The organism is Psychrobacter sp. I-STPA6b (assembly GCF_020662265.1).
Lineage (GTDB): Bacteria > Pseudomonadota > Gammaproteobacteria > Pseudomonadales > Moraxellaceae > Psychrobacter.
In genome coordinates this window covers 1-458 of record NZ_VEWM01000045.1, presented here as the reverse complement: position 1 = coordinate 458, position 458 = coordinate 1, and the positions used below count along the sequence as shown (strand labels likewise).

Below are 458 nucleotides of genomic sequence, written 5' to 3'. Positions count from 1 at the left end.
CCGACATTGGGCATGAGGTCATTGACTGACTCTTGACCCGCGCAGACCACGACAGTATCGACACGCAGCAGCTGGCTTTGACCTTGTGGGTTAGTCACCCAAATACCCTCGGCCGTGACTTTTTCGTACTGCACGCCTGCCATTTGCATGACGCCGTGTGACTTGACGTGAGCGCGATGCACCCAACCGGTGGTTTTGTTTAGCCCTGCGCCCAAGCGGCCTTTAGTGCGCTGCATAAGGTATACCTGCCGCACAGGAGTGATCGGCTCAGGCTTCTGTAAGCCGCCATCGCTTTGATAGTCGGTATCTAAGGTCACACCCCACTCTTCACGCCACGCTTTGATGGACTGCGCTTTTGGACGGTAGCTGGGGTCTTTTAGCGTCTGCTCGCCAAGCTCGTGTAGTGGCTGACCATGTTTTGAGGTGAGATACTCGCTGACGTCAAAGCCAATACCGCC

The 458-nt window shown here is 55.9% G+C and carries 1 pseudogene; it reads right to left on the bottom strand.

The features are described 5' to 3' along the window. Positions 1–458 (bottom strand): annotated as a pseudogene (gene fadH / locus FHK88_RS03705) (NADPH-dependent 2,4-dienoyl-CoA reductase); the annotation flags it as partial.